This window comes from Streptomyces sp. NPDC087859 (assembly GCF_044742595.1).
GTDB lineage: Bacteria > Actinomycetota > Actinomycetes > Streptomycetales > Streptomycetaceae > Streptomyces > Streptomyces canus_F.
Genome location: NZ_JBIUUU010000003.1, coordinates 415,091 through 441,870, shown reverse-complemented (window position 1 = coordinate 441,870; position 26,780 = coordinate 415,091). Strand labels below are relative to the sequence as shown.

Sequence of the window (26,780 nt, the reverse complement as noted above, 5' to 3'; positions counted from 1 at the left end):
CCTACGGTGACCCCATGGCGACCCAGGTGATCGTGGTCAACGGCGGCTCCAGCTCCGGCAAGTCCGGGATCGTGCGGTGTCTGCAGGCGGTGCTGCCGGACCCGTGGCTGGCCTTCGGGGTCGACTCGCTGATCGAGGCGATGCCGGGCCAGGGCTCGGGCATCGAGTTCGCCCCGGACGGCGCGGTCCACGTCGGCCCGGAGTACATGACCCTGGAAGCGGCCTGGGCCAAGGGCATCGCGGCCATGGTCCACGCGGGCGCCCGCGTCATCATCGACGACGTCTTCCTCGGCGGAACATCGACCCAGGACCGCTGGCGCCGCGTCCTCGACGGCCTGGACGTGCTCTGGGTCGGTGTCCGCTGCGAGGCTTCGGTCGCCGCGGGCCGGGAGATCGCCCGCGGCGACCGGGTGCGCGGAATGGCGGAGAAGCAGGCGGAGATCGTCCACCAGGGGGTGGTGTACGACGTGGAGGTGGACACCGCCGGGACCGAGTCCCTGGAGTGTGCGCGGACGATCGCCGCGCACGTGGGCTGAGCGCTCCGCTGGAAGTGCCGCGATGGGCTGCGGTTCGCCTGCGGCGCCGTCGTGGCCGGTCGCGCGCACGCGGCGGAGCCGCATATCGCCACAGCCCGCGCCCCTTCAGGGTGCTGCCGAACCGTAGTCGACTTCACCCGACCTGCTGAGACCGTCAGGACGTCTTCTTCCGCATGAGCAGCTCGAGCACCCCCGTGATGTCCTCGTCCCCGTGCCCGTCCGCGACCCGCCGCGCCATCAGGGCCGCGTACGGCGTCAGCAGCTCGGTGCTCACCCCCTGCTCCTCGGCCGTGCGCAGCAGCGTGGCGTTGGCGGCGGACTGCATGGCCAGGTTGGAGACCACGTCCTTGCCGTAGTCTCCGCTCGCCACCTGGTCGGCGGCCTTGTGCACCATGAACGTCATCGCGGTCAGCCACTCCGCGAGCAGCTGGGCGAAGTCCTTCGGCGCGATGTCCTCGGAGTGGATCAGCGCGAAGGCGTGGGTGATGCCCGCGAACATGCCGTCCATCGCGCTCAGCAGCGCCACGTCGTGCAGCGCGGCGAACCCCGGGTCCGCGCCGACGTACGTGGTCGCGGCCGGCACGGCGAGGGTGGTGCGGTGCTCCTCGAAGAGGGCGGCGGAACCGCTGTAGAAGACGTACGCACCGGAGTCCGGCGCCTCGATCATCGGCGGTGTGCCCATGATCCCGGCGTCCAGGAAACGGGCGCCGCGGGCCTGTGCCCAGGCGGCCCGGTCCCGCCCCTGCCCCGGCGTCCCGGTGGTGAGGTTCACCAGGTCCCTGCCTTGGAGATCGGCCGTCCCGAGCGCCTCGCCGACCGACGCGTCGTCCAGCAGGCAGGCGATCACCAGCCGGTTCGCGGCCACCGCCTCGGCGGCGCTCGCGGCGACCGTCGCGCCCTCGGCGGCCAGGGCCTCGGCACGGGCGGGGGTGCGGTTCCAGACGGTCACGGGATGGCCGGCGGCGAGCCAGGTGCGGGCGAGGGCGGTGCCCATGGCACCGGCGCCGAGGAGGGTGAGCGGGGTCTTGGTGGTGAGGGCGTTGTCAGTCATGCCGCTTAGGGTTGTTCGTGGGGAAGCGCCTGCTCAAGTACGCACTTGAGAGTGGGTGGTTACCGCCGGGAAAGAGTCCAGGCAGGAAGAGGGGGCGGCATGGCGAGGGCACGGCGGCCGGGGTCGTACGTCTGCGGGATCGACGCGGCGATGGATGTGATCGGCGGCAAGTGGAAGGTGCTCATCCTCTGGGCGCTGCACGAGAAGCCGTGCCGCTTCGGCGAACTGCGCCGGGAGCTGCCGGGGGTGACGGAGAAGGTGCTCGCGGCTCATCTGCGGGAGCTGGAGGAGGACGGGATCGTGCACCGGGAGGCGTACGACGAGGTGCCGCCGAGGGTCGAGTACTCCCTGACCGAGCGGGGCGAGACGCTCAACGAGGCGCTGGGGCCGCTGGGGGACTGGGGCAAGGAGAACATGCTCGGTGGTGTGTCAGCGGCTGCCGGTCAGATGCGCGAAGACGACGACGTTGCCCTGATAGCCGGTCGCCCGTGAGTAGCCCCCGCCGCAGGTGATCACCCGCAGTTCGGGCCGGTGCGCCGCGCCGTACACCTTCTCGTCGGGGAAGCCCTTCGCGTCGTACACCTCGACGGCGTCGACCGAGAAGACGGCCGCGGTGCCGTCGCGCCGGGCCACCTCGATGGTGCTGCCCTTCTTCAGGGCGCCGAGGCGGTAGAAGACGGCGGGACCGTCGGCGTTGTCGACATGTCCGGCGACGATCGCGGTGCCCGTCTCACCGGGGGTGGTGCCGGCCTCGTACCAGCCGGCGAGGTTCTCCTTCTCGGCGGGCGGGACGTCGAGGCTGCCGGCCGGGGTGAGTCCGAGGCCCGTCAAAGGGGCGTTCACGCGGATCGACGGGATGCGGATGCGGTCCGGCGGGGAGGGCGGCAGCGCGGGCGCGGAGCGGGCGTCGGTGCGGTCGGCGCGGGCCTCGGCGGCGGACGGCTGCGGCGGTGCGTGGGTCGAGGCGCCGCTGCGCAGCAGCCAGGCGCCGCAGCACAGGGCGACGACGGTGACGGCCGCTATGACGAAGTTGCCGGCGCCGCGGTGTCCGCGCATGCCGAGCCTCCTTTTCGCTGAGCCTGCCCCTGTCCCCCTCCGGGCCGCGAGGGGCGTCGGACCCGGAGGGGGAGGGGACATGCGGTACCGGCGGACGGACAGCGGAGGGTGTCCGTCAGATCCCGTCGCCTCTCGCCCGGCGATGCAGGAGCCAGGTACCGCCCGCGGCGGCGACGGCGAGAGCCGCCACACCGGCCGCGGTCTGCACGGGATCGGGGCCAAGCGCGCCACCGACCCCCGTCTTCACACTTCCTCGGGGATACACCTGCTGACGGGGAGCGGTGAGCGTGACGACCAGGTCGCCCGTGACCCGCCGGTCGCCCTCCGCGCACGTCGCGACGATCTCGTACGTCCCCGGCTGCGCGCTCTCCGGCACCTGGAACTGTCCGATCGCGTCCTGCTCATGGGTGCTCGGCGCGAGCGTGAACGGGCCGGCGCCCACCGCACTCGCGTCGCCCGCCGCGGTGTCGCCGTCCTCGCACGCCGCCGTGTTCACCGTGACCTGTCCACCGGGCACGACCGAGGACGGGTACACCTCCAGGTTCTCGGCGTCCGCGGCGTGCACCGGTGCCGCGACCAGCCCCGCCGCCGCGACGGCGAGCGCGGTGCCGGTCAGCATGCGGGCGGTACGGCGCATCGGTGCTCCCTCGAGCTCTTCGGTCTTCCCTGCCCTTCCGAGGTAAGTGGCAGCGCGCCGAGCGCGCTTCCTGAGGGAGTGTCAGAAATGGGGTGAATGGGTGTCAGATCGGAGTGCGGCCGGGCCATGGTGACGGTGTTTGGGCAGGTCACCGGCGTAGGGCGGACGTATCGCGGAAGAGAACCCGAAGGGCGCAGAGCGGGGGTGCGACCGGGTGACCCGGGGTCGGCGGCCGGGGCTTGACCTCAACCTTTGTCGAGGTATCAGGCTGTTCCTCATGCAGATCACAGACGCCCCTTTGAAGGTCACCCTCGTCGTCGGCAGCAACCGCCACGGCCGCTTCGGCCCCGTCGTCGCGGACTGGCTCCTCGACCTGATGCGCGACCGAAAGGACCTGCTCCCCGAGGTCGTGGACGTCGCGCAGACGGACCTCCCCATGTCCTTCGCCCGCACCCAGGAGGCGACGGCGGCCCTCTCCGGGATCTCCCCGAAACTGGCCACCGCGGACGCCTTCGTCGTCCTCACCCCCGAGTACAACCACTCCTACCCCGCCGGCCTCAAGAACCTCATCGACTGGCACTACACCGAGTGGCAGACCAAGCCCGTCGCGCTCGTCTCGTACGGCGGCATGTCCGGTGGCCTGCGCGCGGTGGAACACCTCCGGCAGGTCTTCGCGGAACTGCACGCGGTGACGGTCCGGGACACGGTGTCCTTCCACAACGCGGGGGCGTCGTTCGACGACGAGGGGAGGCTGAAGGACCCGGCGGGACCGGATGCGGCGGCGAAGACGATGCTGGATCAGCTGGTGTGGTGGGGGAGGGGGTTGAGGGAGGCGAGGGAGCTGAGGCCGTACGGGGCGTAGCCCCGCAGTGCGGCGGTGAGCCTGGTCGCGCCCGCCGCCGCACTGCCGTCGCGTCACCGGCTGCCGCGCCTCAGCTCACGTTCACCGCACTCCACGCCGCCGCCACCGCGTTGTACTCCGTGCTCCCGGCCCCGTAGAGATCCTTCGCCGCGTTCAGCGTCGCCGTGCGCGCCCCCGCGTAGTTCGTCGAGGACGTCATGTAGACCGTGAGCGCCCGGTACCAGATCGCGCCCACCTTGTCCCGGCCGATGCCCGACACCGAAGACGTGTTGCAGGTGGGGGAGTTGTAGCTGACGCCGTTGACCGTGCGGGCGCCGCTGCCCTCCGCCAGGAGGAACGCGAAGTGGTTCGCGACGCCGGACGAGTAGTGCACGTCCAGGTCCTTGACCGTCGAACTCCAGCAGTCCGCCGAGTTCCCGTCCTTCGACGGCTTGTCCATGTAGCGCAGCGCGTCCCGGCCGAAGCCGGAGCGGACGATCTTCTCGCCGATCAGGTAGTCCCCGCCGTCCGCGGAGTTCCCCGCGTAGAACTCGACCAGCGTTCCGAAGATGTCCGAGGTGGCCTCGTTCAGGCCGCCCGACTCACCCGAGTACGTCAGCGCCGCCGTCTTCGACGTCACACCGTGCGACATCTCGTGGCCCGCCACGTCCAGCGACACGAGCGGGCCGAGCTGCGTCCCGTCACCGTCGCCGTAGGTCATGCAGAAGCAACTGTCGTCCCAGAAGGCGTTGTTGTAGTTGTTGCCGTAGTGGACGCGGTTGAACGAGCCCTTGCCGTCGCCGGCGATACCGCTGCGCCCGTGGACGTTCTTGTAGTAGTCCCAGGTGACGTCGGTGCCGTACTGGGCGTCCACGGCCGCCGTCGCGCGGTCCGAAGTCGCCCCCGTTCCCCAGTGGTTGTCCGCGTCCGTGAAGAGCGTCGCCGGGGCGCGGCTGATGCAGATGCCCAGGATGCAGAGGTCCGTCTTGTTCGCCGCGTCGCCCGTGTACGTGTTTCCGCGCGTCGCGTCCTTGAGCTGGTACGCCGATCCCGACAGCGTCGTCTCCAGCGGCACCGTCCCGCCGTAGAGCGACTTCCCGTCTCCCGTCGCCGTCTCGATCGAGTCCCACGCGTCGATCTGCGCGCCCGTGCTCGCGTCGGTCAGCACCGTGCGCCCGAGCGGGTTGCCGAGCGCGTCCTGGGCGACGACGTTCGTCTGCCAGGCCAGCTTCGGGGCGCCGTGCAGGGCGTCGACGACCAGCTGTGGCTTGGCCGTCAGCTTCTTGAGGGTCTCGCCGAGGTTGGCCGCGCGCAGTGCGTTCGCCGCGAGGTCGGCGGCCTTCGGGGCGGCGAGGGCAGGGGTGACCGAGGGCGGTGCGATGGACCGGCGGGTGGCCCTGTCGGTGCCGCGGTATGTGCCGTTCGCGTTCAGGTGGACCACGAAGTCGCCGCCCAGTACCGGGATTCCGCGGTACGTGCGGTCGTAGCGGACGTGCTGCCCGCCGTCCTTGTCGACCACCACGTCCCGGACCTTCGTGTCCTGCGCGGCGGTGAGGCCCAGCTTCGCGGCCCGCGCCACGAGCACGTCCGCCGCGTTGTCGATCGCGGTGGCCCGGGTCGGCCTGTCGGCCGCGCCGGCGGTCGGGGAGAGCGCGGTGGCCAGGAGGGTCGCGGCGGTGGCGGCCATACCGACCGTGGCGAGACGGGACCCCAGGAGGGTGTGGACAGGGCGAACGGGACGTATCCGGCTCATCTGTCTCCTTGAAAGGGCGCCTTGGGGCGCGTGGGGGGGAAGGAGGAGGCGCGAGTGCTGCCTGAGATTTAAGGGGCCATGACATGTCGTGTCCAGAGGGCGTCTGTGCACGTCCGGCACTCGTGTGTGAGGAGAGAGAATCGTTTCTGTGAGACTCCCGTTCTTCGTCTACGGCACCCTTCGACCCGGAGAGGTCAACCACGACCACTTCCTGCGCGGCCGCACCGGCTCGGAGCAGCCGGGGTGGCTCGACGGCGTGGTGCTGTACGACGGTCCCGGCTATCCGTACGCCGTCGAGGAGCCCGGGGGCACCGTCCACGGGGAGCTCGTCACCGCCCTCCCCGAGGCGTACGACGACCTCCTGGTCGCCCTCGACCGGCTCGAGGAGTACGCCCCCGGCGATCCCGGCAACCTCTACGAGCGGATCGAGTGCGACGTCGTACGGGACGCCGACGGCGTGTCCGTGCGGGCGTGGGTGTACGTCGCCGCCCCCGCCGTGGCCGCCGCACTGCGTGCGCGCGGCAAGCCGATCGACAGCGGCGACTGGCTGGTCCGCGGCTGAGGAAGCTGCGGGCCGTGACGCTCGAACCCGGCCACCGGCGACGCGAGTACGGCGAGAGCTCGCGCCGCTGCTGACACGCCCTCGCGCCCTCCCTCGCGTCAACCGAGGGGCGTGGGCGACCGGCCCGTGCGGGACCCCGTTCGGCGTGGGGGTGCTGCCCGCCCTCGCCATGAACGGCGGGAAGGACCGACCGTCGGCATCGACCCGACAGGGCGAGCACCGGCGCGGGCGGCGGAGACGGCGGCATCCCGCCTCCCGGCAACGGCGGCGCCCCGCCCCGGCCGCCCACCGACTCCCCGGTGCCGAGGGCCGGTGCCGTCGAGAACACAAGCCGCGCCGGCGGCGTCACCGGTTGCGGGGGCCGGTCCCGCCCCTACTGCTGCACCGTCTCCAGCCGCACCGCGCACGCCTTGAACTCCGGCATCCGCGAGGTCGGGTCGAGCGCCGGGTTGGTGAGGGTGTTCGCGCGGCCCTCGCCCGGCCAGTGGAAGGGCATGAAGACGGTGTCGGGGCGGATGCCGGTGGTGATGCGGGCCGGTGCCACGGCCCGGCCCCGCCGCGACACGACCGCCACCGGGTCACCCTCGGCCGCTCCCAGCCGGGCCGCGAGCCGTGGGTGCAGCTCCACGAACGGGCCCGGCGCGGCGGCGTTCAGCTCGTCCACGCGCCGGGTCTGGGCGCCGGACTGGTACTGGGCGACGACCCGGCCGGTCGTCAGCAGCACCGGGTACTCCTCGTCCGGCTCCTCGGCGGAGGCCCGGTGCGAGACGGGGACGAAGCGGGCGCGGCCGTCGGGCGTGGCGAAGCGGTCGAGGAAGAGACGGGGCGTGCCGGGATGTCCCGCTTCCGCGTCGGCGTCGGCCGTGGGACACGGCCAGAACACCCCGTTCTCCTCGGCCAGTCGCCGGTAGGTGATTCCCGAGTAGTCCGCGGGCCCGCCCGCGCTCGCCCGCCGCAGCTCCTCGAAGACCTCCTCGGGGTCGGTCGGGAAGCCCTTCTCCACACCGAGCCGGTCGGCGAGTTCGTGCATGACCTCCAGGTCGCTGCGCACGCCCTCGGGCGGGGTGATCGCCTGGCGGCGCAGCAGCACCCGGCCTTCCAGGTTGGTCGTCGTGCCCGTCTCCTCCGCCCACTGCGTGACCGGCAGGACGACGTCGGCGAGTTCCGCCGTCTCCGACAGCACGACGTCACAGACGGCAAGGAAATCAAGGGACTTGATGCGCTCCTCGATGTGCGCGGCACGCGGCGCGGACACCACCGGGTTGGAGCCCATCAGCAGCAGCGACCTGATGTCGACACCCAGGGCGTCCAGCAACTCGTAGGCGCTGCGTCCGGGGCCGGGCAGCGAGTCGGGCTCGACTCCCCACACCTCGGCCACATGCCGCCGCGCCGCCGGGTCGTCCAGCTTGCGGTAGCCGGGCAACTGGTCGGCCTTCTGGCCGTGTTCGCGCCCGCCCTGCCCGTTGCCCTGCCCGGTCAGACAGCCGTACCCGGAGAACGGCTTCCCCGCCCGGCCCGTCGCCAGGCACAGGTTGATCCAGGCGCCCACGGTGTCCGTGCCCTTGGACTGCTGCTCCGGCCCGCGCGCGGTCAGCACCATCGCGGCCTCGGGCTCGCAGAACATCCGCACGGTCTCGCGGAGTTGGGGCACCGGAACGCCGGTGATCCGCTCCACGTACTCCGGCCAGTGGGCCATCGCCGCGGCGCGGGCCTCCTCCCAGCCTGCCGTGCGCTCGTCGACGTACGCCTCGTCGACCCGCCCCTCGGCGACGACGAGGTGCAGCAGGCCCAGCGCCAGCGCGAGGTCGGTGCCCGGGCGGGGCATCAGATGCAGATCCGCCTGCTCGGCGGTCTTGGTGCGGCGCGGGTCGATGACGATGAGCGTGCCGCCGTTCTCGCGCAGCTCGTTGAAGAAGCGCAGCGACGGCGGCATGGTCTCGGCGAGGTTGGAGCCGACGAGGATCACACAGCCCGTCTTCGGGATGTCCTCCAGCGGGAAGGGCAGCCCGCGGTCCAGGCCGAACGCCTTGATGCCGCCGGCCGCCGCGGAGGACATGCAGAAGCGGCCGTTGTAGTCGATCTGCGAGGTGCCGAGGACGACCCGGGCGAACTTGCCCAGCGTGTACGCCTTCTCGTTCGTCAGGCCGCCCCCGCCGAACACCCCGCACGCGTCCGGACCATGCTCCGCACGCGTACGCCGCAGTTCCCCGGCGATCCGTTCCAGCGCCTCTTCCCAGGTGGCGGGCACCAGCTTGCCCTCGGAGCGCACCAACGGGGAGGTCAGGCGCACCCGGGAGGAGAGCACCTGGTGAGCCGTGCGGCCCTTGCCGCACAGCGCACCCCGGTTCACCGGAAAGTCCGCGCGCTCGGTGACCTCCACGCCCCCGTCCGGGACGGGCGTGAGATTCATCCCGCACTGCAGGGCGCAGTAGGGGCAGTGGGTGGGCGTCGCGGAGTTCTGCATGCTCCTCAGCGTGCTTCCGCCGTGTTACGTGCGCGACGGCTCCCTGTTACGCGAGCGGGACGGCGACCTCCCCGCCGGACGCCGGGCGCGGTGAGGCCGCCCGTCCGGGCGCACAGGTGCCCACCGAGAGTCGCCGCCGACCGTGACGAAAGTTGCCTCTGCTGTGAAAGACGTCACATGTGGCTCGTTCCGTCTCGTCGTTGGCCGAGGACGCGTTGTTGAGCGTTGAAAAACCGGAGCTACAGTCGAGCGCGGATCCAGCTTGGCGCCAGGCAATCTCTCACGCGAAAAGCCAGCCAGGAGGTTTCCCCAGCATGCCCCTGCGCCATTTAACCCCCCGCGACCAGCACCTCTTCCACCGGTACGGCTTCGGCCCGGCCGTCCCCGTCCCGGATCCGCTGATCCACCACGCCGTCGAGCGACAGGCGGCCGCCGCCCCGCATGCCGTCGCCGCCGAACACCTCGGCACCCGGATCACCTACGGCGAGCTCGACCGCCACGCCGACGCCCTCGCCGCCCGTCTGATCCGCCAGGGTGTGCGCCCCGGCGACCACGTCGGTCTCTTCGTCCGCCGCTCCGTGCCGATGCTCGTCGGCCTCCTCGGCATCCTGAAGGCGGGCGCCGCCTACGTCCCCCAGGACGTCGGCCTCGCCCCCGCCTCCCAGCTCGCCCATGTGATCCGCGCCGCCCGCACCCGCGTCGTGATCACCGTCGCCGAGCACGCCCACCGCATCCCGCTGCCGCCGGGCCACCGTCTGATCGCCCTCGACGAGCCGCTGCCGTACGTCCCGGGCCCCCGCACCGCCGCCCCCGGACCGGGACCGGACGTCCGGGTGCACCCCGACGACGGCTGCTACGTCCTGTTCACCTCCGGCACCACCGGCCGCCCCAACGGGGTGAAGGTCACCCACCGCAACGTCTCCAACATCCTCCTCACCGCCCCCGGCGACCTCGGCATCCGCCCCGGAGACCGGGTCGCCCAGCTCCTCAACATCGCCTTCGACATGGCCGCCTGGGAGATCCTCGGCTGCCTCGCCCACGGCGCCACCCTCGTCATCCGCGGCAAGGACATTGCGGCGGCGGCCCGCGGCGCGGACGTCGTCATCGCCACCCCGACCGTCCTGTCCGGCGTCGACCCGGCGAGCTGCCCGCGCGTGCGCACCGTGGCGGTGGCGGGGGAGCCCTGCCCGCGCCCGCTCGCCGACCGCTGGGCCCGCCAGGCGACGTTCTACAACTGCTGCGGTCCGACGGAGACGACCATCGTCAACACGATGCGCCGCCACGAGGTGTCGTCCCAGACCCTCACCATCGGCCGTCCCACCCCCAACAACACGGTCTACGTCCTCGACCCGGACCTGCGCCCGCTCCCCATCGGCGAGGTCGGCGAGATGTGGGCGGGCGGCGCCTGCGTCTCGGCGGGCTACCTGGACAACGACCGGCTCAACGCCGAGCGCTACGCCCCCGACCCCTTCCTCGGCGCCGGCCACCGCATGTTCCGTACCCGGGACCTCGGCCGCTGGACGCCCGACGGCGAACTGGAGCACCTCGGCCGCACCGACGACCAGGTCAAGGTGCGCGGCTTCCGCGTCGAACTCGACTCCGTCTCCTCGGTGCTGGAGTCGGTCGAGGGCTGCCGGCGCGCGGTGACCCTGAAGCGGGACGCCCGCACCCTGGTCTCCTTCGTCACCCCGGCCGACGTCGACCCCGACACGGCCCGGCGCGCGGTGGCGGACGCGCTGCCGTACTACTGCGTGCCCGAGAGTGTCATGGCCCTGACACACCTGCCGGAGACGGACCGCGGCAAGATCGACAAAGCGGCGCTGCTGCGGCTGGCCGAGGAGCGCACGGCGGTGTCCCGATGACGACCTCACTCGAGCGCCAGTCGGTGGAACTGCCCCCGCGGACCCCGGCCCCGCGTCGGCTGCTGAAGCACCCGCGCCTCATGCACTACAACCGCCTGGCGGCACTGGTCCTCACGGCCAACCTGGTCTTCCTCTACCTGAGCTGGACCCCGTCGGCACGCACCATGGGCCAGGCGGCCCTCGCCGACCTGGCCCTCGCGATCCTCGTCCGCCAGCAGTACGTCATCAACCTCCTCTTCAAACTCGCCACCCGGGCGCCGACGAGCTGGCCGCTGAAGATCCGCTGGACGCTGGGGAAGGTGTACCACTTCGGCGGACTGCACGTGGGCGGGGCGCTGGCGGGGGCGAGCTGGTTCCTGGCGCTCACCGTCACCACGACCGACGCCCAGCTCAGGGCGGTGGGCTGGACCCTGACGGCCCTCCTCGCACTGATCATCGCCACGGCCCTGCCGCCCTTCCGCTCCCGCCACCACGACCACTTCGAGAAGATCCACCGCTTCGGCGGCTGGACGGCCCTCGCCCTCTTCTGGACGCACACGCTCCTGGCGGCCCCGGGTCCGGTGGAGGTGGCGGTCCTGTCGGTCGTCACCTTCAGCGTCGCCCTGCCGTGGCTGCGGCTGCGCAAGGTCGACGTACGCGTCGAACGCCCCTCCCCGCACGTGGTGCTGGCCCGCTTCGACCACGGCGAGACCCCCTTCGCGGGCTCCTCCACGGCCATCAGCCGCAGCCCGCTGAAGGAATGGCACTCCTTCGCCAACGTCCCGGCCCCCGGCGAGCCCGGCTTCCGGCTGACGATCTCCCGGGCCGGTGACTGGACGGGCGCCTTCATCGACGACCTGCCGGACCGGATCTGGGTGAAGGGCATCACCACGGCCGGAGTCGCCAACATCGAGACCCTCTTCACGAAGGTGGTCTACGTGGCGACCGGCAGCGGCATCGGCCCCTGCCTCCCGCACCTCCTGGCCGCCGAGGTCCCCTCCCGCCTGGTCTGGGCGACCCGCGACCCCCGCACCACCTACGGCGACGCCCTCGTCGACGAGATCCTCGCCGTCCAGCCGCACGCCCTGATCTGGGACACCTCCCGCGACGGCAAACCCGACATGGTGCGCCTCGCGTACGCCGCCTACCGCGACTTCGGCGCCGAGGCGGTGATCTGCATCAGCAACAAGAAGCTGACCTGGCAGGTGGTCCACGGCCTGGAACAGCGGGGGATTCCGGCGTACGGCGCGATCTGGGACTCGTGAATCCACGGACTCGTCATTCCACGGAGGAGAAATGAACACGCTGAAGATCGAGCGTCACGGCCGTGTCGTGGCCGTACGCCTGCACCGCCCCCACGTCCGCAACGCGCTGAGCGGCGAGCTCCTGGCCGAACTCCTCGACACCCTGCGCCCGTTGGACGCGGACCCCGAGGCCGGCTGCTTCGTCGTCACCGGCTCGGAGAAGGTCTTCGCGGCGGGCGCCGACATCAGGGAGATGGCCGCGAGGACGGCCGTGGACATGGCCGCGGAGGACTACTTCGGCGCGTGGGAGAAGTTCGCGGACCTCCGCACCCCGAAGATCGCCGCCGTCAACGGCCATGCCCTGGGCGGCGGTTGCGAACTGGCGATGATGTGCGACCTCGTGATCGCGGGGGAGTCGGCGGTGTTCGGCCAGCCCGAGATCAAGCTCGGCGTCATCCCCGGCATCGGCGGCACCCAGCGTCTGACCCGCATCATCGGCCGGGCCAAGGCCATGGACCTGGTCCTCACCGGCCGCACGATGGACGCGAGGGAGGCGGAGAGCGCCGGCCTGGTCTCCCGGGTCGTCCCCGACGAACGGGTCCTCACGGAGGCCCTGGAGGCCGCGGAGACGATCGCCTCGTACGGCCGTACGGCGGTCAGAGCCGCCCGCGACTGCGTCGACCGATCCCTGGAGACGGGCCTGCGCGACGGCATCCGCTACGAACGCCGCGTGTTCCACGCCCTGTTCGCGACCCACGACCAGAAAGAGGGCATGACCGCCTTCCTCGAGAAACGCGCCCCACGCTTCACCGGGCGCTAGCGAGCGCCTGCCCGACCCCCGGTTCCTCCGGGCCGAGGAACCGGGGATCCGGCTCGAAGACCGCGTCCAGGACCGCCTTGCCGGCCGCGACGACCTCCCGCGCCCCGCCGTAGTACCAGGTGACGTCGTGCTTGGCCTCGACCCCGATGCCGTACGACGTCACACCGGCCTGCTCGCACAGCGCGACGGCCCGCCGGATGTGGAAGCCCTGGCTGATCAGGACCGCCCGGTCGACACCGAAGATCTTCTTGGCGCGGACGCAGGAGTCCCAGGTGTCGAACCCGGCGTAGTCGCTGACGATGCGCCGGTCGGGAACGCCGTGCTCGGTCAGATAGGCGCGCATGGCGTCGGGCTCGTCGTAGTCCTCACGGCTGTTGTCGCCGGTGACGAGGACGACCTCGATCCGGCCCTCGCGGTACAGCTTCGCCGCCGCGTCCAGCCGGTGGGCGAGGTACGGGGACGGCTCGTCGTTCCACAGCCCCGCGCCGAAGACGACGGCGACCTCGGTGTGCGGCACGTCCGCGGCCGTGCGCAGCCGGTCGCCCGTCACGACGTACATCCACGTCGCCGGCAGCAGCGCCAGCACGCACCCGAGCATCACGGCCTGCACCAGCCGCCGCTGCCCGGTACGGGTGCGGGGGATACGTGGCCTGTGCGGCCTGCGCAGTCTCACGGAGGTCCCTCCCTGGTCGTCCTTCGACAGTCAGGGACGTGACGCAAGCCCCGACGGTTCACCGAACGGCACGTGAGCAGCCTCACCAGCGCCGACGAAACCGCAGGTCAGAACGGCTCACAGCGGCTACCCACCCCACCGTGAACCCACGGAAAATCCCCGTTATCTTCGCGCAACGGGGTGGCAACCTCCCACCGCGACCATCTGTTCATGACGCCGTCGAACCCTCCGCGCGACGAGCCCACCGCCAGCCCCGGCGCCCTGCTGCTCCCGGGGGCCGACCTCGACAGTACGGCGCACCTCATGAACCGGATCAGCAGCCAGCTCGCCAGCCAGCTCAGCCTCGTGTCGCTCGACGGCAGGCGGCGCCCCGAACCGCCCGCGCTCGTCGTCGTCGCCCACGGCAGCCGCGACCCGCGTGCCCTGAGCACCGTACGCACCCTCCTCGACAAGGTCCGCGCCCTGCGCCCCGGCCTGTCCGTCCACCTCGGCCACATCGAGCTGAACGAGCCCTTGCTGCCCGACACCCTCGCCGCCCTCGGCGACCGCGAGGCGATCCTCGTCCCGCTCCTGCTCAGCCGCGGCTACCACGTCAAGCGCGACATCCCCGAGATGGCCGCCGCGACCCGGGTACGCGCCCGCGTGGCCGCCCCGCTCGGCCCGCACCCCCTCCTGGTGGAGACCCTGTACTCCCGCCTCGTCGAGGCCGGCTGGCGCACCGGCATGGACGACACGACGCGCGGCCGCAGCGCGGTGATCCTGGCGGCGGCGGGCTCCCGCGACCCGGAGTCCAAGGTCGACACCGGCCGCACGGCCCAGCTCCTCGCCGACCGCCTCGGCGTCCCGGTCGTCCCCGCCTACGCGACGACGGCGGCTCCCCGGGTCCCGGACGCCATCGAGGCCCTCGCGGCGAGCGGCCGCACGAGGATCGCCATCGCCTCCTACTTCACGGCCCCCGGCCGCTTCGCCACGGAGTGCGCGGAGGCGGCCCCATGGATCGCCTCGGCCCCCCTGGGCACCCACCCGGCGATGGCGAGGCTCCTCCTGCACCGGTACGACCAGATGACCGGCCTCAGGGGCGCGACCAACCACACACCGGCCGCACTCGCCGGATAGCAGGACCAGGCAGACGCGAAGGCGCACTCCGTTTGTCAGTCCCTGCCCTTACTGTCGAGACATGTCGTACGACCTGGAGTCAACCGAACGCTGGGCCCCGGAACCGGACAAACGCCCCGGCCGCACCGCCTTCCAACGCGATCGCGCCCGCATCCTCCACTCATCGGCCCTCCGCCGCCTGGCCGGCAAAACCCAGGTCGTCACCCCCGGAACCCGCAGCCAGGCCTGGGACGCCAGCCCCCGCACCCGCCTCACGCACTCCCTGGAATGCGCCCAGGTGGGCCGCGAGCTGGGCGCGGCCCTCGGCTGTGACCCGGACCTGGTGGAAGCCGCCTGCCTCGCCCACGACCTCGGCCACCCGCCCTTCGGTCACAACGGCGAACAGGCGCTGAACGAATTCGCCGAGGACTGCGGCGGCTTCGAGGGCAACGCCCAGTCCCTCAGACTCCTCACCCGCATCGAACCCAAACGCTTCACGCCCGAGGGCTCCGTCGGCCTCAACCTCACCCGGGCCGCCCTCGACGCGGCCACCAAGTACCCCTGGCCCAGAGGCGCCCACCCCACGGACCCCAAGAGCCCCAAGTTCGGTGTGTACGACGACGACCGCCCCGTCTTCGACTGGGTCCGCAAGGCCGCCCCCGGCACCCGCACCACCTTCGAGGCCCAGGTCATGGACTGGTCCGACGACGTGGCGTACTCGGTCCACGACGTCGAGGACGGACTGCACGCCGGCCACATCGACCCCAACTACCTGCACGCGGAACCCGAGCGCGAGGCGGTCTTCGCGGTGGCCCTCGGCCGGTACGTTCCGCAGGACACCGATCCGGCGGAACTCGCGGCGGCCCTCGACCGGCTCCAGGACCAGCCCTGGTGGCCGCACGGCTACGACGGCTCGGCCGTGGCCCAGGCCCGGCTGAAGGACGCCACCAGCCAGCTCATCGGCCACTTCTGCCTCGCCGCGGAGGCCGCCACACGTGCGCGGTACGGCACCGGGCGCCTGACCCGCTACACCGCCGAACTCGTCGTACCCCACGAGACCCGGCTGGAGTGCGCGGTCCTCAAGGCGGTCGCCGACCGGTACGTCATGCAGCGCGCCGAGCAGGAGCGGCTCCGCGCGGACCAGCGGATCGTGGTCGCCGAACTCGCCGAGGCGCTCACCCGCCGTGCCCCGGACGGCCTGGAGCCGCAGTTCCGGGCGGTCTTCGACCAGGCCCCCGACGACCGCGCCCGCAAACGCGTGATCGTCGACCAGGTCGCCTCCCTCACCGACGCCTCGGCCCGCTCACTGCACGCACGGCTGACGGGTCACGCGTGAGAGCGGTGCCGTGTGCACGTGTTCCCGACCGGGTACTCGTGCGACATATGTGCCAAGGATGACGCCAAACGCGCCCGAATGTGACCCTCCGTGGCCTGATCGGGCCACTCCCCCTTCCCCCATCACACTCCGTGCGGGACGCTCCCATGTGGCGGCACCCTTACGAGGAGGCATCAAGTGGTCGACGCGGATCAGACATTCGTCATTGTCGGAGGCGGTCTCGCCGGCGCCAAGGCGGCCGAGACGCTCCGCGCGGAGGGCTTCACGGGCCGCGTGATACTGATCTGCGACGAACGCGATCACCCCTACGAGCGCCCGCCCCTGTCCAAGGGCTATCTGCTCGGCAAGGAGGAGCGCGACAGCGTCTTCGTGCACGAGCCGGCCTGGTACGCGCGCAACGACATCGAGCTGCACCTCGGCCAGACCGTCGACGCGATCGACCGCACTGCGAAGACGGTCCGCTTCGGTGACGACGGCACGCTCGTGCACTACGACAAGCTCCTCATCGCCACCGGTGCCGAGCCCCGCCGCCTCGACATCCCGGGCACGGACCTCGCGGGCGTCCACCATCTGCGCCGCCTCGCCCACGCGGAACGGCTCAAGGGAGTGCTGGCCGCCCTCGGCCGGGACAACGGCCACATCGTGATCGCCGGCGCCGGCTGGATCGGCCTGGAGGTCGCGGCGGCGGCCCGCGAGTACGGCGCCGAGGTCACCGTCGTGGAGCCCGAACCGACCCCCCTGCACTCCGTGCTGGGCCCCGAGCTCGGCTCTCTCTTCGCCGACCTGCACCGGGAGCGCGGCGTCCGCTTCCACTTCGGCGCGAGACTGACCGAGATCGTCGGCCAGGACGGCATGGTGCTGGCCGCCCGCACCGACGACGGCGAGGAGCACCCGGCGCACGACGTCCTCGCCGCGATCGGCGCCGCCCCGCGCATCGCCCTCGCCGAGGCCGCGGGACTGGAGATCGCCGAGCGCGCCTACGGCGGCGGGATCATGGTCGACGAGCGGCTGCGCACCTCCGACCCCGACATCTACGCCGCCGGCGACGTGGCCTCCTTCCACCACGCCCTCTTCGGCACCCGGCTGCGCGTCGAGCACTGGGCCAACGCCCTCAACGGCGGCCCCTCGGCGGCCCGCGCGATGCTCGGCGGTGACCTCGCCTACGACCGCGTGCCCTATTTCTTCTCCGATCAGTACGACTTGGGGATGGAGTACAGCGGCTGGGCGCCCCCGGGGTCGTACGACGAAGTGGTGATTCGAGGGGACGCAGGAAAGCGTGAGTTCATCGCGTTCTGGGTGAAGGAGCGTCGCGTGCTCGCCGGGATGAACGTGAACGTGTGGGACGTCACAGAGCCCGTCCAACAGCTGATTCGCTCGAAGACACAGGTGGACACCGAGGCGCTGGCGGACCCGCACGTTCCGCTCGAAAACCTCGTCCCTTAGATGTCCGTCCAGCCCCGTAGACTCACCTCGTGGCAGGACGGATCAACGACGAGGACGTGAAGGCGGTACGGGACGCGGTCCCGATCGACGCCGTGGTGTCCGAGTACCTCCAGCTGCGCAACGCGGGCGGAGGCAACCTCAAGGGCCTGTGCCCCTTCCATGACGAGAAGTCGCCGTCCTTCCAGGTCAGCCCCAGCAAGGGTCTCTTCCACTGCTTCGGCTGCCAGGAGGGCGGCGACACCATCACGTTCGTGATGAAGGTCGACCACCTCTCCTTCTCCGAGGCGGTCGAGCGCCTCGCCGGACAGGCCGGCATCACGCTGCGCTACGAGGAGGGCGGCTACAACCCCTCCCACCAGCGCGGTGAACGGATCCGCCTGGTCGAGGCCCACAAGATCGCCGCCGACTGGTACGTCGAACAGCTCGCCACCAGCCCGGAGGCCGACACCGGCCGTAAGTTCCTCGCCGAGCGCGGCTTCGACCAGTCCGCCGCCGAGCACTTCTCCGTCGGCTACAGCCCCCAGGGCTGGGACCACCTCACCCGCTTCCTGCGCGGCAAGGGCTTCACCGACAAGGAGCTCCTGCTCTCCGGCCTCTCCCAGGAGGGCCGCCGCGGCCCCATCGACCGCTTCCGCGGCCGTCTGATGTGGCCGATCCGCGACATCGGCGGCGAGGTCGTCGGCTTCGGCGCCCGCAAGCTCTACGAGGCGGACACCGGCCCCAAGTACCTCAACACGCCCGACACGCCGATCTACCGGAAGTCCCAGGTCCTCTACGGCATCGACCTGGCGAAGAAGGACATCGCCAAGGCGTCCCGCGCGGTCGTCGTCGAGGGCTACACCGACGTCATGGCCTGCCACCTCGCGGGCGTCACGACCGCCATCGCCACCTGCGGCACCGCCTTCGGCAGCGACCACATCAAGATCCTCCGCCGGCTCCTGATGGACAACGGCTCGGCCCGCGTGATCTTCACCTTCGACGGCGACGCGGCCGGCCAGAAGGCGGCCCTGCGCGCCTTCGAGGACGACCAGAAGTTCGCCGCCGAGACGTACATCGCGATCGCCCCCGACGGCATGGACCCCTGCGAGCTGCGCCTCGCGAAGGGCGACGAGGCGGTGGCCGAGCTGGCCGAACCCCGCACCCCGCTCTTCGAGTTCGCGCTCCGCCAGATCGTCGTCCGCTACGACCTGGACACCCCGGCGGGCCGGGCGGCAGCCCTGGACGAGGCCGCCCCGATCGTCGCCCGCATCAAGAACAGCGGCGCCCAGCACGAGGTCGCCGTCCAGCTCGCCGGCATGCTCGGCATCCTCGACACCCAGTTCGTGGTCAAGCGGGTGGCCCAGCTGGCCCGCTGGGCCCGCGACCGCGGCGGCAAGGGCCCGGCGCCGGCCGCCCGCGGGCAGCAGCAGTACGACTCCGCGCCCCGGCCCCAGGCCTCAGGACCGGCCCTCAACCTCCGCAACCCCGTCTACGCCACCGAACGCGAGCTCCTCAAACTCGCCCTCCAGCGCCCCGAGCTGGTCTCCCCGGCCTTCGATGCGTACGGCATCGACGAGTTCACCGCCGCGCCCTACGCCGCCGTACGCCAGGCGATCATGGAGGCCGGCGGCGCCGAGTACGGCGTGCAGGACTCCCAGGACTACCTCGTGAGAGTCCGCGAGGCCGCGCCCGACGACACGGTCCGCGCGATGGTCACGGAGCTGGCCGTCGAGGCGATCATGCGCAAGACCGTCGACGAGATCTACGCGGGTGTACAGCTGGTGGCGGTCCGCCGCCGCGCCGTCGAGCGCCGCATCATCGACATCCAGTCCACGCTGACCCGTCTGGGAACACACGGAGACCCGGCGCAACTGGCCGCGGTACAGAACGAATTGTGGGTACTCCAGCAGTACGACCAGGCGCTGCGCGGGCACGGAGCCGCAGCTCTCTGAGGGGTTCGCCTCCGTCAGGGTAACCACCCGGTCACGGACCGGACTCAAAAAGTCACCGCACGCCCCTCGTGGCGGCGATGTGTCGTACTCCACACTGGGTTCCGGTGCCTGAGTCCTCGGAGCGCGGCCGATCCGTCCCCAGCGGGTCCCAGACCCCCGCGGTTCCGCTCATCGCGTACGGGACGGACAGCGGCGAGGCCGTCGACTCCGCCCCCGAAACAGCGCTGCCGCTCACTTCTGCAGCGATCATCCTGGAGGTCGCCCCCGTGCAGACCCAGACCCTCAACAAGACCGACGCCAGTACGGACGGCGCGGAGCCGGATACGGAGACCGACGTTCTCACCGCGGTCCCTCCGCAGAGCCGTGTCGCGCACCACCCCGAGGCGGAGCCGGACGAGCCGCCGGCCGACGCCCTGGAGACAGTGGAACCCGCCGAGCCGGTCGAGGCTCCCGAGCCGAAGAGCCGCACTCGCGTCGCCGACACCAGCGGTCCCTCCTCCGATCTCTTCCGTCAGTACCTCCGCGAGATCGGCCGTATCCCCCTGCTCACGGCAGCCGAGGAGGTCGATCTGGCCCGGCGCGTCGAGGCCGGCCTGTTCGCCGAGGAGAAGCTCCTCAACACGCCTGACCTGGAAAGCCAGTTGGCGATCGACCTGGACCGCCTGGTCGTCCTGGGCCGGATGGCCAAACGCCGGCTCATCGAGGCGAATCTGCGGCTCGTGGTGTCGGTGGCCAAGAGGTACGTCGGCCGCGGCCTGACCATGCTCGACCTGGTCCAGGAGGGAAACCTGGGCCTGATCAGGGCCGTCGAGAAGTTCGACTACGCCCGCGGCTACAAGTTCTCGACCTACGCGACCTGGTGGATCCGCCAGGCCATGTCCCGGGCTCTCGCCGACCAGGCCCGGACCATCCGGGTCCCGGTGCACGTCGTGGAGTTGATCAACCGGGTCGTCCGCGTGCAGCGCCGCATGCTGCAGGAACGCGGCTACGAACCGACCCCGGAAGAGGTGGCCGCCCACCTCGACCTCGCCCCGGAACGCGTCAGCGAGGTCCTGCGCCTGGCCCAGGAACCGGTCTCCCTGCACGCCCCGGTGGGCGAGGAGGACGACGTCGCCCTCGGCGACCTCATCGAGGACGGCGACGCGACGTCGCCGGTCGAGTCGGCGGCGTTCCTGCTGCTCAGGGAGCACCTGGAGGCGGTGCTGTCTACTTTGGGCGAGCGTGAGCGGAAGGTCGTACAGCTCAGGTACGGCCTGGCGGACGGCCGCCCGCGCACGCTGGAGGAGATCGGCAGGATCTTCGGCGTGACGCGGGAACGGATCAGGCAGATCGAGTCCAAGACGCTGAACAAGCTGAGGGACCACGCTTTCGCGGATCAGCTTCGGGGCTATCTGGACTGACGCCGGGTGCGGGTGAGTTGTGGCCGGTCGCGCAGTTCCCCGCGCCCCTGAGGTACGTGCACTGGACCCACCTTTGAGGGGCGCGGGGAACTGCGCGACCAGCCCCCACACACCCGCACCCCTCAGTCCACCTCTGCCACCGCCTGCGCGAACTGTGCCTTGTACAGCCGCGCATACGCGCCGTCGGCGGCCAACAGGTCCCCGTGCGCTCCCTGTTCCACGATCGACCCGTTCTCCATCACCAGAATCGTGTCCGCGTCCCGGATCGTCGACAGCCGGTGCGCGATCACGAACGACGTCCGCCCGTGCGCCAGTTTCGCCATCGCCTTCTGGATCAGCACCTCGGTCCGGGTGTCGACGGACGACGTCGCCTCGTCGAGGACCAGGATCACCGGGTCGGACAGGAACGCCCGCGCGATGGTGATGAGCTGCTTCTCACCGGCGCTGACCCCCGAGCCCTCGTCGTCGATCACGGTGTCGTACCCGTCCGGCAGCGTCCGGACGAACCGGTCCGCGTGCGCGGCCCGCGCGGCCTCCTCGATCTCGCCCCGGGTGACCTCCCGCGAGGCCCCGTACGCGATGTTCTCCGCGATCGTGCCGCCGAACAGCCAGGTGTCCTGCAGCACCATGCCGATCCCGGCCCGCAGTTCGTCCCGGGACATCCGCGCGATGTCGACCCCGTCGAGAGTGATGCGCCCGCCGGAGACGTCGTAGAACCGCATCAGCAGATTGACCAGCGTGGTCTTGCCCGCGCCCGTCGGCCCCACGATCGCGACCGTGTGCCCCGGCTCCACCTTGAGCGACAGATCCTCGATGAGCGGCTTCTCGGGGTCGTACCGGAAGGACACGCCCTCCAGCGCCACCCGCCCCCGCAGCTCGGCCGGCCGCTCGCCCGGCATCGGGTCGGCCTCCTGCTCCTCCGCGTCGAGCAGCTCGAAGATCCGCTCGGCCGAGGCGACCCCGGACTGCACCAGGTTGGCCATCGACGCGACCTGCGTCAGCGGCATCGAGAACTGCCGCGAGTACTGGATGAAGGCCTGCACATCACCGATGGACAGCGTGCCGGAGGCGACCCGCAGACCACCCACCACCGCGACCAGCACATAGTTCAGGTTCGACACGAACATCATCAGCGGCTGCATGACCCCGCTGTTGAACTGCGCCTTGAACCCGGCCTCGTACAGCGCCTCGTTCTGCTCGGCGAACTGCTGCGCCGACTCCTCCTGCCGCCCGAACACCTTCACCAGGGTGTGCCCGGTGTACATCTCCTCGACATGCGCGTTGAGCTTGCCGGTCGAGCGCCACTGCTGCACGAAGTGCGGCTGCGACCGCTTGCCGACCCTCGTCGCGATCACGAACGACAGCGGCACGGTGACGAGCGCGACCAGCGCCAGCAGCCACGACACCCAGAACATCATCGCGAGCACCCCGATGATGGTCAGGATCGAGTTGATGAGCTGGCCCATCGACTGGTTGAGGGTCTGCCCGATGTTGTCGATGTCGTTCGTCGCCCGGGACAGCACCTCACCGCGCTGCCGCTTGTCGAAGTACGACAACGGCAGCCGCGACAGCTTCGTCTGTACGTCCTCCCGCATCCGGAACATGGTCCGGTTGACGACCCGGTTCACTAGCCGCGTCGCCACCAGCATCAGCAGCCCTGCGGCCACGAACACGATGAGCGCGATCAGCAGGACGTTGCCGACGGCACCGAAGTCGATGCCCTCGCCCGGGGTGAAGTCGGTGCTGCGGAGCATGTCGGCGACCTGGCCGTCCCCGCGCTCCCGCATCGCCTGAAGCACCTGCTCCTTCGAGGCGCCGGGCTCCATCTGCCGTCCGACGATGCCCGCGAAGACCAGGTCGGTGGCCTCGCCGAGGATCTTCGGCCCGACGACCGACAGACCCACGCTGACGAACACGCAGAACACCAGTACGTAGACCGTGAACCGCTCCGGCCGGAAATGGGAGACGAGCCGCCGCCCCGACACCTTGAAGTCCATCGACCGGTGATCGGGGCCGGTCCCGGCCATCATGCGCCCCATGGGCCCGGCCATCAGGCAGCCTCCGCTTCCGTGAGCTGGGAGAGCACGATCTCCCGGTAGGTCTCGTTGTCCGCCATCAGTTCGTGATGCCGGCCGGTGCCGACGACCCGTCCTTCGTCGAGTACGACGATCCGGTCGGCGTCCCGGATGGTCGCCACCCGCTGGGCGACGATCACGACGGTCGCCTCGGCGGTCTCCCGGGACAGGGCCGCGCGCAGGGCCGCGTCGGTGGCGTAGTCGAGGGCGGAGAAGGAGTCGTCGAAGAGGTAGATCTCCGGGCGCTGCACGAGCGTACGGGCGATGGCGAGCCGCTGCCGCTGACCACCCGAGACATTGGTGCCGCCCTGGGCGACGGGGGAGTCGAGCCCGTTCTCCAGCCGCTCCACGAAGTCCTTGGCCTGCGCCACCTCCAGCGCGTGCCACAGCTCCTCGTCCGTGGCGTCCGGATTGCCGTAGCGCAGATTGCTCGCCACGGTCCCCGCGAACAGATACGGCCGCTGCGGCACCATGCCGACGGTCCGCGCCAGCAGCTCGGGCTCGATGCCCGCCACGCTCTCCCCGTCGACCAGCACCTCGCCGTCGGTGGCGTCGAACAGCCGGGGCACGAGCCCCAGCAGCGTGGACTTGCCGCTGCCGGTCGACCCGATGACGGCGGTCACCTCACCGGGCCGGGCGACGAGATCGACGCCCTTGAGCACCGGCTCCTCGGCACCCGGGTAGCGGAAGCCCGCCCCGCGGATCTCCAGATGGCCGTGGCGCCGCAGCTCCAGCACCGGAGCCTTCGGCGGAACCACGCTCGACGAGGTGTCCAGCACTTCCTGGATCCGCTCGGCGCACACCTCCGCGCGCGGCACCATCATGAACATGAAGGTGGCCATCATCACGGACATGACGATCTGCATCAGATAGGCGAGGAACGCCGTCAGATCACCGATCTGCATCTGCCCGTCGTCGATCCGGTGGGCGCCGAACCACACCACCGCGATCGACGACACGTTCACCACCGTCATGACCATCGGGAACATCAGCGCGAGGTACTTGCCGGTGCCCAGCGACATCTCGGTGAGCTCGGCGTTCGCGCGCCGGAAGCGGTCCTTCTCGTAGTCGTCGCGCACGAAGGCGCGGATCACCCGGTTGCCGGTGATCTGCTCGCGCAGCACCTGGTTCACGGTGTCGAGGCGCACCTGCATGGCCCGGAACAGCGGGCGCAGCCGCCGCACGATCAAGGTCACGCAGACACCCAGCACGGGGACGACCGCGACGAGGACCGCGGACAGCGGCACGTCCAGACCGAGCGCCAGCACGATCCCGCCCACACACATGATCGGCGCGGACACCATCAGCGTGAACGTCATCAGGGCCAGCATCTGGACCTGCTGCACGTCGTTCGTCGTCCGGGTGATCAGCGAGGGCGCCCCGAAGTGGCCCACCTCGCGGGCGGAGAACGACTGCACCCGGTCGAACACGGCGGCCCGCACGTCCCGGCCCAGCGCCGCGGCCGTCCGCGCGCCGTAGTACACGGCACCGATGTTGCACACGACCTGGATCAGCGAGATACCGATCATCAGGGCGCCGAAGGACAGGATGTACCCGGTGTCGCCCTTCACGACGCCGCTGTCGATGATGTCCGCGTTCAGCGTGGGCAGATAGAGGGTGGCGCAGGTCTGCAGGAACTGCAGCACCACCAGGAGGGCGATGGGTTTCCGGTAGGGCCTGAGATAGGTCCGCAGAAGTCGTATGAGCACGCTTGTCTCTCGGAGTCGGCGGTAGGAGCAGGGTGGTTGCCCCTGGCCCCTATCGTCGGACACTCCCCCCGCGTTACCTCAACCGATTAAGCCGACAGCAGTGCTTCGTAGGGCCTTCCGGGTACAGAAGCGCTGGTTTCCTACCGGTCTCTTACCTTCCGCTACGACCGGAACGCCCCCGGATGCGTCTGCTCCCGCACCGACACGAACTGCTGCCGCACCGCCTGTCCCACCGCCAGGTCCTCGCCGGGCTCCAGGATCTGCGCGGCCGCCCCCTGCCAGGCCGGCGGGTTCCGCGGGTCGAGCGTGCCCTGCGACACGCCGAGCGCCCAGGCGGCCTGCCGGGCGGCACCGCGCGCCGCGTAGTCCGCGGGCTGCGGTACGACGACCTGCGCCCCGAAGATCGACGGCGCCGCCGCCTGCACGGCCGCCAGCTCGGCCGCCGCCCCCAGCAGAAAGACCCGCCGTACCTCCACACCGCGTCCGCGCAGCACGTCGAGCGCGTCGGCGAGCCCGCACAGCATGCCCTCGAACGCGGCCCGCGCGAGATGCTCCGCCTTCATCGACTCCCGCCGCAGTCCGGCGAGCGTCCCGGCGGTGTGCGGCAGGCTCGGCGTCCGCTCGCCCTCCAGATACGGCAGCAGGACGAGGCCGTGGGCGCCCGGCGTCGACTTCATCGCCAGCTCGGACAGGCTCTCCAGGTCGGGCAGCCCGAGCAGCTCGGAGGTGCCGCGCAGGGTGCGTACGGCGTTCAGCGTGGTGACGACCGGCAGATGCATGCCGGTGGCGTCGGCCAGGGACGTGATCATCCCGGTGTTGTCGACGAGCGCCTCGGGGTGCACGGCCATGACGGAGCCGGAGGCCCCGAGCGAGACGACGGCGTCGCCGAGCCCGATCCCCAGCCCGAAGGCGGCGGCCATGGTCTCGCCGGTGCCGGCGGAGATCAGCAGCCCCTCCGGAGTCGTACCGGCCGCGTCGGAGGGGCCGATCACCTCGGGCAGCATGGCCTGGTGACCGAGCGCCAGCTCGACGAGGTCGGTGCGGTAGCCGCCGGTGGCGGCGGACCAGTAGCCGGTGCCGGAGGCGCCCCCGCGGTCGGTGGTCCGGCGGACCGGCCTGCCGAGGAGCTGCCACACCAGCCAGTCGTGGGCCTGGAGGAGGACGGCGGTACGGGCGGCCGCGTCGGGCTCGTTCTTGACCAGCCAGCGGAGCTTGGTGATGGGCTGGGCGGCCTGCGGTACGCATCCCACCGCCTGCGCCCACGCCTCGCGCCCGCCGAGCGCGTCGACCAGATCGGCCGCCGCGACCTGGGCGCGCTTGTCGCCGCCGACGAGCGCGGGGCGCACGGTGTTGCCCTGGGAGTCCAGCGGCACGACCGCGTTCTGCTGGGACGACACGCCGATGGCCTGCACGCCCTCGAGGAGTCCGCCGCCGGCCGCCTCGCCGAGGGAGAGGAGCCAGGCCTGGGGATCGACGTCGGAGGGGCGGCCTTCCACCGGATGCGGGGCATACCCCTGTTTGAGCACGGCACCGGTGTCCGCGTCGCAGACGACGATGCGAGTGAAATCGGGCGAACTGTCCAGCCCGGCGACTATCCCCATGGCGGAAATTCTATGGGCCACGCGCCGCGGGGGTGCGCGGGCGCTGTCGGGCGCGGGTGCGACGCGGTCGTTCGCGCCGCTCCCCGCGCCCCCAGGTCTGCCGTCGGCGACGCCTGGCTAGGTGTTGCTGGTGCCCCAGTCGTCCTGTGCCGCACCGTTCGTGTTCCTGTCCCGCAGGGAGCGCACCCTCTGAGTCACCGACTCGGGAACCCGCTCGCCCACCTTCTCGCTGACCACGTGGTACGCCTTGCCCGCGAACTGGCGGCCCTGCTGGGCGGCCGACTCTGCGGTGTTGCGGACCGCGGGGTTCTGGGACACCTGACGTGCCGACTTCTTCAACTGTTCGTAGCGTTCCCGTCCGGCCCGGGTGCCCAGCACGTAACCCAGTGCCAGCCCGGTGACGAACGTGAGCTTGTAGCGCATCGCGGAGCCACCCTTCCGTCGTGCAGAAGTACCGATTGGCGGAGCACCCCCCTGCTTGCGCTAATGTATGTGTCGCAGCGAACGCCCGCCCCCTGGCGAATACCCAGGGAGCTACGTTCGATGCAAACGAGGCATTCCTCCGTAGCTCAATTGGCAGAGCAGCCGGCTGTTAACCGGCAGGTTACTGGTTCGAGTCCAGTCGGGGGAGCTTCGATCTTCCGTAGCTCAATTGGCAGAGCAGCCGGCTGTTAACCGGCAGGTTACTGGTTCGAGTCCAGTCGGGAGAGCA

General features: G+C 71.1%; 22 protein-coding genes and 2 tRNA genes. 14 read left to right on the top strand and 10 right to left on the bottom strand.

The window, feature by feature from the left end; genetic code table 11:
- The first annotated feature begins 14 nt into the window (after positions 1–14).
- On the top strand, positions 15–536 hold the full coding sequence (gene cpt, locus ACIOHP_RS09400; protein WP_401884960.1) for a chloramphenicol phosphotransferase CPT: 522 nt from the start codon (positions 15–17) through the stop codon (positions 534–536).
- A gap of 154 nt (positions 537–690) precedes the next feature.
- Here the strand turns inward: cpt and ACIOHP_RS09395 are convergent, their stop codons facing one another.
- Entirely contained in the window at positions 691–1,587 is an 897-nt protein-coding gene (locus ACIOHP_RS09395) for an NAD(P)-dependent oxidoreductase (RefSeq protein ID WP_401884957.1), read from the bottom strand.
- A gap of 99 nt (positions 1,588–1,686) precedes the next feature.
- Here ACIOHP_RS09395 and ACIOHP_RS09390 point away from each other — a divergent pair, with 99 nt between their 5' ends.
- Positions 1,687–2,079, top strand: coding sequence for a helix-turn-helix domain-containing protein (locus tag ACIOHP_RS09390; RefSeq protein ID WP_327716959.1), 393 nt, complete (start codon positions 1,687–1,689; stop codon positions 2,077–2,079).
- Here the strand turns inward: ACIOHP_RS09390 and ACIOHP_RS09385 are convergent.
- Both ACIOHP_RS09385 and ACIOHP_RS09380 read right to left on the bottom strand, forming a co-directional pair.
- Complete coding sequence (locus ACIOHP_RS09385; RefSeq protein WP_401884955.1) at positions 2,017–2,643, bottom strand: class F sortase; 627 nt, start codon at positions 2,641–2,643, stop codon at positions 2,017–2,019. The genes ACIOHP_RS09390 and ACIOHP_RS09385 overlap by 63 nt on opposite strands.
- 115 nt (positions 2,644–2,758) lie before the next feature.
- The gene (locus ACIOHP_RS09380) at positions 2,759–3,280 is read right to left on the bottom strand and encodes a hypothetical protein (RefSeq protein ID WP_401884951.1); all 522 of its coding nucleotides are present in this window, start codon (positions 3,278–3,280) and stop codon (positions 2,759–2,761) included.
- A gap of 277 nt (positions 3,281–3,557) precedes the next feature.
- On the opposite strand from ACIOHP_RS09380, the gene ACIOHP_RS09375 reads away from it, so the two are divergent.
- Positions 3,558–4,142: an NAD(P)H-dependent oxidoreductase gene (locus ACIOHP_RS09375; RefSeq protein WP_361540449.1), complete on the top strand. Its 585-nt coding sequence runs from the start codon at positions 3,558–3,560 to the stop codon at positions 4,140–4,142.
- A 70-nt stretch (positions 4,143–4,212) separates the two neighbouring features.
- On the opposite strand, the gene ACIOHP_RS09370 is transcribed toward ACIOHP_RS09375, so the two are convergent.
- On the bottom strand, positions 4,213–5,874 hold the full coding sequence (locus tag ACIOHP_RS09370) for a M4 family metallopeptidase (protein ID WP_401884947.1): 1,662 nt from the start codon (positions 5,872–5,874) through the stop codon (positions 4,213–4,215).
- Positions 5,875–6,022: 148 nt separating this feature from the next.
- Between ACIOHP_RS09370 and ACIOHP_RS09365 the strand changes: the two genes are divergently transcribed.
- The gene (locus tag ACIOHP_RS09365; protein WP_401884945.1) at positions 6,023–6,436 is read left to right on the top strand and encodes a gamma-glutamylcyclotransferase family protein; all 414 of its coding nucleotides are present in this window, start codon (positions 6,023–6,025) and stop codon (positions 6,434–6,436) included.
- Positions 6,437–6,809: 373 nt separating this feature from the next.
- Here the strand turns inward: ACIOHP_RS09365 and ACIOHP_RS09360 are convergent, their stop codons facing one another.
- Entirely contained in the window at positions 6,810–8,900 is a 2,091-nt protein-coding gene (locus ACIOHP_RS09360; protein ID WP_401884943.1) for a molybdopterin oxidoreductase family protein, read from the bottom strand.
- A gap of 314 nt (positions 8,901–9,214) precedes the next feature.
- Between ACIOHP_RS09360 and ACIOHP_RS09355 the strand changes: the two genes are divergently transcribed.
- From ACIOHP_RS09355 to ACIOHP_RS09345, 3 genes are read left to right on the top strand one after another with little or no spacing between them, the layout of a single operon-like run.
- Entirely contained in the window at positions 9,215–10,762 is a 1,548-nt protein-coding gene (locus tag ACIOHP_RS09355; protein WP_401884939.1) for an amino acid adenylation domain-containing protein, read from the top strand.
- Positions 10,759–12,006, top strand: a complete 1,248-nt coding sequence (locus ACIOHP_RS09350) for a hypothetical protein (RefSeq protein ID WP_401884937.1) — start codon at positions 10,759–10,761, stop codon at positions 12,004–12,006. The genes ACIOHP_RS09355 and ACIOHP_RS09350 overlap by 4 nt, the downstream gene beginning before the upstream one ends.
- Positions 12,007–12,037: 31 nt before the next feature.
- Entirely contained in the window at positions 12,038–12,805 is a 768-nt protein-coding gene (locus tag ACIOHP_RS09345; protein ID WP_401884935.1) for an enoyl-CoA hydratase-related protein, read from the top strand.
- On the opposite strand, the gene ACIOHP_RS09340 is transcribed toward ACIOHP_RS09345, so the two are convergent.
- Positions 12,792–13,472 (bottom strand): vancomycin high temperature exclusion protein, encoded by a 681-nt coding sequence (locus tag ACIOHP_RS09340; protein WP_401885267.1) that lies wholly within the window; start codon positions 13,470–13,472, stop codon positions 12,792–12,794. The two genes, ACIOHP_RS09345 and ACIOHP_RS09340, sit on opposite strands and share 14 nt — an antisense overlap.
- A gap of 216 nt (positions 13,473–13,688) precedes the next feature.
- Here ACIOHP_RS09340 and ACIOHP_RS09335 point away from each other — a divergent pair, with 216 nt between their 5' ends.
- From ACIOHP_RS09335 to ACIOHP_RS09315, 5 genes are all read left to right on the top strand, one after another.
- Entirely contained in the window at positions 13,689–14,594 is a 906-nt protein-coding gene (locus ACIOHP_RS09335; RefSeq protein ID WP_401884933.1) for a sirohydrochlorin chelatase, read from the top strand.
- A 61-nt stretch (positions 14,595–14,655) separates the two neighbouring features.
- Positions 14,656–15,909 carry a deoxyguanosinetriphosphate triphosphohydrolase gene (locus ACIOHP_RS09330; RefSeq protein WP_401884930.1) on the top strand — a complete coding sequence of 418 codons (1,254 nt, stop codon included), beginning with the start codon at positions 14,656–14,658 and terminating at the stop codon, positions 15,907–15,909.
- A 177-nt stretch (positions 15,910–16,086) separates the two neighbouring features.
- On the top strand, positions 16,087–17,352 hold the full coding sequence (locus ACIOHP_RS09325) for an NAD(P)/FAD-dependent oxidoreductase (protein WP_401884926.1): 1,266 nt from the start codon (positions 16,087–16,089) through the stop codon (positions 17,350–17,352).
- 29 nt (positions 17,353–17,381) lie between these two features.
- Positions 17,382–19,283, top strand: coding sequence for a DNA primase (dnaG, locus tag ACIOHP_RS09320; RefSeq protein WP_401884922.1), 1,902 nt, complete (start codon positions 17,382–17,384; stop codon positions 19,281–19,283).
- Between the two features lie 104 nt (positions 19,284–19,387).
- Positions 19,388–20,683, top strand: coding sequence for an RNA polymerase sigma factor (locus tag ACIOHP_RS09315; protein WP_361540419.1), 1,296 nt, complete (start codon positions 19,388–19,390; stop codon positions 20,681–20,683).
- Between the two features lie 122 nt (positions 20,684–20,805).
- Here the strand turns inward: ACIOHP_RS09315 and ACIOHP_RS09310 are convergent, their stop codons facing one another.
- The 4 genes from ACIOHP_RS09310 to ACIOHP_RS09295 form a co-directional block, all read right to left on the bottom strand.
- Positions 20,806–22,734: an ABC transporter ATP-binding protein gene (locus tag ACIOHP_RS09310; RefSeq protein WP_401884917.1), complete on the bottom strand. Its 1,929-nt coding sequence runs from the start codon at positions 22,732–22,734 to the stop codon at positions 20,806–20,808.
- Positions 22,734–24,467 carry an ABC transporter ATP-binding protein gene (locus tag ACIOHP_RS09305; RefSeq protein WP_361477930.1) on the bottom strand — a complete coding sequence of 578 codons (1,734 nt, stop codon included), beginning with the start codon at positions 24,465–24,467 and terminating at the stop codon, positions 22,734–22,736. The genes ACIOHP_RS09310 and ACIOHP_RS09305 overlap by 1 nt, the downstream gene beginning before the upstream one ends.
- Before the next feature lie 161 nt (positions 24,468–24,628).
- Entirely contained in the window at positions 24,629–26,068 is a 1,440-nt protein-coding gene (locus ACIOHP_RS09300; RefSeq protein ID WP_307030962.1) for an FGGY-family carbohydrate kinase, read from the bottom strand.
- Between the two features lie 117 nt (positions 26,069–26,185).
- A complete protein-coding gene (locus ACIOHP_RS09295) occupies positions 26,186–26,491 on the bottom strand; it encodes a YtxH domain-containing protein (RefSeq protein ID WP_307030964.1) in 306 nt (101 codons plus the stop codon).
- A gap of 135 nt (positions 26,492–26,626) precedes the next feature.
- Between ACIOHP_RS09295 and ACIOHP_RS09290 the strand changes: the two genes are divergently transcribed.
- Together ACIOHP_RS09290 and ACIOHP_RS09285 are read left to right on the top strand one after the other, a co-directional pair.
- Positions 26,627–26,699, top strand: a tRNA-Asn gene (locus tag ACIOHP_RS09290).
- A gap of 6 nt (positions 26,700–26,705) precedes the next feature.
- Positions 26,706–26,778 (top strand) — tRNA-Asn (locus ACIOHP_RS09285).
- The last annotated feature ends 2 nt before the right edge of the window (positions 26,779–26,780 follow it).

Coding starts and splice junctions, on each gene's coding strand:
- cpt (WP_401884960.1), top strand. CDS start 15: ATGGCGACCCAGGTGATCGTGGTCAACGGCGGCTCCAGCTCCGGCAAG.
- ACIOHP_RS09395 (WP_401884957.1), bottom strand. CDS start 1,587: ATGACTGACAACGCCCTCACCACCAAGACCCCGCTCACCCTCCTCGGC.
- ACIOHP_RS09390 (WP_327716959.1), top strand. CDS start 1,687: ATGGCGAGGGCACGGCGGCCGGGGTCGTACGTCTGCGGGATCGACGCG.
- ACIOHP_RS09385 (WP_401884955.1), bottom strand. CDS start 2,643: ATGCGCGGACACCGCGGCGCCGGCAACTTCGTCATAGCGGCCGTCACC.
- ACIOHP_RS09380 (WP_401884951.1), bottom strand. CDS start 3,280: ATGCGCCGTACCGCCCGCATGCTGACCGGCACCGCGCTCGCCGTCGCG.
- ACIOHP_RS09375 (WP_361540449.1), top strand. CDS start 3,558: ATGCAGATCACAGACGCCCCTTTGAAGGTCACCCTCGTCGTCGGCAGC.
- ACIOHP_RS09370 (WP_401884947.1), bottom strand. CDS start 5,874: ATGAGCCGGATACGTCCCGTTCGCCCTGTCCACACCCTCCTGGGGTCC.
- ACIOHP_RS09360 (WP_401884943.1), bottom strand. CDS start 8,900: ATGCAGAACTCCGCGACGCCCACCCACTGCCCCTACTGCGCCCTGCAG.
- ACIOHP_RS09355 (WP_401884939.1), top strand. CDS start 9,215: ATGCCCCTGCGCCATTTAACCCCCCGCGACCAGCACCTCTTCCACCGG.
- ACIOHP_RS09350 (WP_401884937.1), top strand. CDS start 10,759: ATGACGACCTCACTCGAGCGCCAGTCGGTGGAACTGCCCCCGCGGACC.
- ACIOHP_RS09345 (WP_401884935.1), top strand. CDS start 12,038: ATGAACACGCTGAAGATCGAGCGTCACGGCCGTGTCGTGGCCGTACGC.
- ACIOHP_RS09335 (WP_401884933.1), top strand. CDS start 13,689: ATGACGCCGTCGAACCCTCCGCGCGACGAGCCCACCGCCAGCCCCGGC.
- ACIOHP_RS09330 (WP_401884930.1), top strand. CDS start 14,656: ATGTCGTACGACCTGGAGTCAACCGAACGCTGGGCCCCGGAACCGGAC.
- ACIOHP_RS09310 (WP_401884917.1), bottom strand. CDS start 22,734: ATGGCCGGGCCCATGGGGCGCATGATGGCCGGGACCGGCCCCGATCAC.
- ACIOHP_RS09300 (WP_307030962.1), bottom strand. CDS start 26,068: ATGGGGATAGTCGCCGGGCTGGACAGTTCGCCCGATTTCACTCGCATC.
- ACIOHP_RS09295 (WP_307030964.1), bottom strand. CDS start 26,491: ATGCGCTACAAGCTCACGTTCGTCACCGGGCTGGCACTGGGTTACGTG.